This window comes from Parasynechococcus sp. (genome assembly GCF_042954245.1).
GTDB lineage: Bacteria > Cyanobacteriota > Cyanobacteriia > PCC-6307 > Cyanobiaceae > Parasynechococcus.
Genome location: NZ_JBGKDP010000243.1, coordinates 1 through 4,162 on the forward strand (window position 1 = coordinate 1; position 4,162 = coordinate 4,162).

A 4,162-nucleotide genomic window follows, 5' to 3' on the forward strand; every position below is an offset into this window, starting at 1 on the left:
CGCTCACCTGGTGGGAGCAGACCACGGTGTGAAAGCCAAGCTCCCGCAGCAATGCCGCGCAGCGCTGCTCATGAACTGGGTTGCGGTGGGCATGCAATAACGCCACCACGGCGACGTCCAGGCCGGAACGGCGCAGCTCCTCAAGACGCCGCCGCAGCGGCTGATCCAGCACCAGGGGCTCCACCTCCTCCCCCATGGCATCGAGCCGACCGGCCAGCTCCAGCACCGTTTGCGCCAGGAAGGGGCGCTGGGGCTGCTCAAGCGCGAACAGATCGTCCCGATGTTGATCGCCGATCCACAGCTGATCCCTCAGCCCAGCATTGGTGAGCAAGAGCAGCGGCGCACCAGCCCCCTCCAGCAGCACATTGGTGGCCACGGTGGTGCCGAGGCACACGTCGTCGACGTCCCCCAGCTCCACGGGTGGAGAAGCCGAAGCCAACATCGCTTCCATGGCCGACACCGCAGGGTCTCCGGACCCGACCTACTCTGAGAGCACCTTGCGCACGTGCAGCCGCCCTTCTGGATCGCGACCGATCAGATCGGTGAAGGTGCCACCGCGATCAATCCAGAAGCACCACCCCATCTCAGGCCCTGGCCAACGTCGCCCCAGCCTGCCGCGCAGGCCGATCAACAAACCAGTCGATGCCCCCCGATGGGCGACCTGAACTGAGAACGTTGAAAGGCAACTGACGCCCGAACGCTTGGACAAGCTCGCCACGGCCTGGGCGATCTTTCAGGGGTTACTGCTGGAAGCCGTTCCGTTTCTGCTGCTCGGCGTTGCCATCGCAGGGCTGGCCCGATGGACCGTGCCATCGGGTGCCTGGATCGAACGGCTCCCCAAGAACCCCCTGCTGGCACCGATCATCGGGGCCCTGATGGGCTTTGCCCTCCCAGCCTGCGAATGCGGCAATGTTCCCGTCGCCCGCCGTCTGCTGGCCAGCGGAGCCCCGATGGGCACGGCCTTCGGCTTTCTGTTTGCAGCCCCGGTGCTGAATCCCATCGTCCTGGCCAGCACCTGGGCCGCGTTTCCTGATCAGCCCTGGCTGCTGGTGGCTCGGCCGTTGGGGGCCTTTTTGCTGGCGATCCTGCTGAGTCTGTTGCTGGTGCAACTGCCCGAGACGCAGCTCCTGGCAACAGCGCTTCTGGAGGAACGCCGCATGAGCCAGCCCCTCAGTAACCTGGGGCTGCTGCAGCGCAGCAGTGGTGTGATCGGCGGATCACCCAGCACCCCACGATCCCTCAGCGGCAGACGCCTCAAGGCCTGGCAGGTGCTGGATCAGAGCTGCCGCGAATTTCTCGATCTGCTGGCTCTGCTGGTGCTGGGGTGTGTGATTGCGGCCCTGGTGCAGACCTGGCTGCCGCGCAGTTGGCTGTTGGCCGTGGGGGGCGCGCCGACGGCATCGATCCTGGCCTTGATGCTGCTGGCTGTGGTGGTGTCGGTCTGCTCCAGCGTGGATGCCTTTCTTGCCCTGGGGTTTGCCGCTCAGATCACCCCAGGAGCCCTACTGGCCTTCCTCTTGCTGGGCCCCGTTGTGGATCTCAAACTCGCGGGCCTGTTCACCGTACTGATGCGGCCAAGGGCGATCCTGATCACGGCGATCGGTGCCAGTCTTGGCGTGCTGCTGATCGGTCAGTGGATCAACCTGTGGCTGCTGTGAGGGGCCGGTCGTGTTGAAGCGCGGAACCCTGCTGATGCTCTGGAGCCTGACGCTGTTATGGAGCTTCTACAGCGGTCGCCTCGATCTGCTGCTGCGCGGGGTCTTCCATGGCCTGGTGGGGATCACCGGCCTGGTCTTGCTGATGCTGGGCGTAGCCCTTCTGCTGAAAAGAGAGAAGCAAGACGAACGCTGGCCCTGGCCCTGGCTGCTCAGCGGCCTGATGGCTGCGCTGGTGCTGATCCTTCCGCCGAGCCCCTCCTTCAGCGATCTGGCCAGCAACCGCCCCCAGGGCCTGCCCGATCCACCGGAGTTGGCCTTTGTTTTACCCCCCGAACAACGCAGCCTCACAGAATGGGTGCGCTTGCTGCGCAGCCAGCCCGACCCCAACCTTGTGGCGGGCAATCCTGTGCGCATCAGCGGTTTTGTCTGGAGGCAGCCCCAGGGCCCACCGCTGATCGCCAGGCTCACGGTGCGCTGTTGCCTGGCCGACGCCACGCCCGCTGGTCTGGGGGTGGCGTGGCCGGAGTCGTTCAACCCCAAAACCAACCAGTGGTTGGCTATCGAGGGAACGATGAGCGTGCAAACCCGGAACGAACGACGCATCCCCGTCGTGATTCCTTCGACCATCACGCCGATTGCGAGGCCCGATCGGCCTCTGGAACCATGACGCGGCGGCCCTTGCTGCTGATGCTCATGGCCTGCGCTGCGGTTCTGGCGCAGCAACAGCTGCTGTTGCGCAGGCCTCCCTGGCTGCTGCGCTTGGTGCCCCAGCAGGTGCAAAGCGGCAGCGCAGCTCTGGATCTGCAGTTCAGTCGCCCGATGGATCGGCCCCGGGTCAGCGAAGCCACCCGAATCACTCCAACCGTGCCCCATCAATGGCTGGGGGAGACAACATCGCTGCGGATGGTGATCGCTGCGGATGTTGTGCTCACGGCTCCGCTCGAACTATCGATCGCAGGGGACGACCAACGCGGTCTGCAGCTGGAGCAGCAGCAATGGTGGTGGGACCCGAGACCCTGGCTGATCGTGACGCGGCCTGTGCACGGAGGCGAGCAGGTTCAACTGCAGACGCGCTCGGGAGAGTGGATGCCGATCAGTCGGGTTTGGCCCGCTATCCCCAGCGTCGTCCCCCTCGGGAATGGCCGAGGTATTGCGCTGGTGGGACGCGATCAGAACGGCACGGAACAGGTGTGGTGGGACCAACTGACACCCCGCAGCACCGCCAACAGCCTGGCGGCCTTGGGGCCACCAACGCTGAGCAGCACGGAACCCCTGTTGAAAGGGGAGGTGCTCTTCGCCCATCTCAGCAGCAATCTCAACGGTGATCTGCTGGTGCAGAGCGGTGGGTTCCAGCCGGGAAGCGACCAAGCCCTGCTGCTGCAGACCGATGGCAAACGGAAGGCTCTTGAACTGAAACCCTCCGGGCCGATGCAGTTGCTGCCTGCTGGAGGGGGCGTGGTGATGCCCACCTACGACGGGCTGAGCCTTCGGCCCCTGAAAGCAACCGAGAAAAAGTCGCAGATGCTGCCGGGGAGCAGGGAGCTGGGAACCTTCTGCGGTGCTTCAGGACGGGCCGTGCTGATCCGGCACTGGCCCGATTACAGACGCTCGATCGAACTGGTGGTTCCAGGGCAAGCGCCGAAGCAACTGCACCTCGGTGATCAGGCGGTGCTGGGGGTGGCCTGCGACAACCGCGGCAAACAGATCTGGGCTGTGCTGGGGCGCTGGGAGCAGCAACGGGGCAATCACGAACTGGTGCTGATCAGCGAAGCGGGAGAGGTGACACAACGTAGAGCCCTGGAGCCATGGACGCTTAAGGCGGGCAGCCCCATCCAGTGGAATCCGGTAACGAACCAATTGCTGATGACGCTGACGCGACCGAACCAAACCCATGCCCGTGCCGGCCTGATCGACGGCGACAGCTTGAAGCTCATCAAGGTGGTCAACACACCCATCAGCGAGGCTCAGTGGCTGCATGCAGGCTGAGCTACAGAAGATAGACATTAAAAAAGGAGGGCAGTGATGCCCTCCTGATCAAACAAAGTTCAACCGATTGTTGGAACCTAGAAGGTGAATGTTACGCCAGTGCCGCCATGGTGTTGCCAGCCTTCTCCCCAGCCCGATGCATCTTCCCAGCTATAAGCTTGCTGCCAATGCAAGAACAGCGTGGCGTCACTGATGGAAACAGAGAGTTCGATTTCACCAGCCAAGTCAGTGCGCTGATCTAAATCTGCATAGCTGCCGGGAACATAGAAACGAGGACCAGCCTCAATCATCAAGGAGATTTCATCACCACCAAATGTAAAGCCCAAACCAACACGAGGGTCGGTGTAGTTACCTAAATAGGTGCCATCAGATTCCCAACCCTGGCGGTGATCGAGTGACAAATAAATACCATTTAAAAGATCCTCAATCCCATCTGCCAAGGCAAAGTTCACATCACCATCACCTAAAGCCCAGGCAACTTTTGCTCCCAGCCCATTCTTAAGGCCCCGATCTTCATC

General features: G+C 62.8%; 3 protein-coding genes and 2 pseudogenes. 3 read left to right on the forward strand and 2 right to left on the reverse strand.

The genetic code is table 11. The features are described 5' to 3' along the window. Positions 1-583, reverse strand: a pseudogene (locus tag ACGVJ8_RS11335) (hydantoinase/oxoprolinase N-terminal domain-containing protein); the annotation flags it as partial. Positions 584-701: 118 nt separating this feature from the next. On the opposite strand from ACGVJ8_RS11335, the gene ACGVJ8_RS11340 reads away from it, so the two are divergent. Genes ACGVJ8_RS11340 through ACGVJ8_RS11350 form a run of 3 tightly spaced genes read left to right on the forward strand, consistent with a single transcriptional unit; the run spans position 702 to position 3,644 of the window. Further along, positions 702-1,658 (forward strand): permease, encoded by a 957-nt coding sequence (locus ACGVJ8_RS11340; protein ID WP_392348171.1) that lies wholly within the window; start codon positions 702-704, stop codon positions 1,656-1,658. A 13-nt stretch (positions 1,659-1,671) separates the two neighbouring features. Continuing rightward, positions 1,672-2,325 carry a TIGR03943 family putative permease subunit gene (locus ACGVJ8_RS11345; RefSeq protein WP_392348173.1) on the forward strand — a complete coding sequence of 218 codons (654 nt, stop codon included), beginning with the start codon at positions 1,672-1,674 and terminating at the stop codon, positions 2,323-2,325. Then, positions 2,322-3,644, forward strand: coding sequence for a hypothetical protein (locus ACGVJ8_RS11350; protein ID WP_392348175.1), 1,323 nt, complete (start codon positions 2,322-2,324; stop codon positions 3,642-3,644). Before ACGVJ8_RS11345 ends, ACGVJ8_RS11350 begins: the two co-directional genes overlap by 4 nt. A gap of 77 nt (positions 3,645-3,721) precedes the next feature. Here ACGVJ8_RS11350 and ACGVJ8_RS11355 read toward each other — a convergent pair. Next, positions 3,722-4,162 (reverse strand): annotated as a pseudogene (locus ACGVJ8_RS11355) (hypothetical protein); the annotation flags it as partial.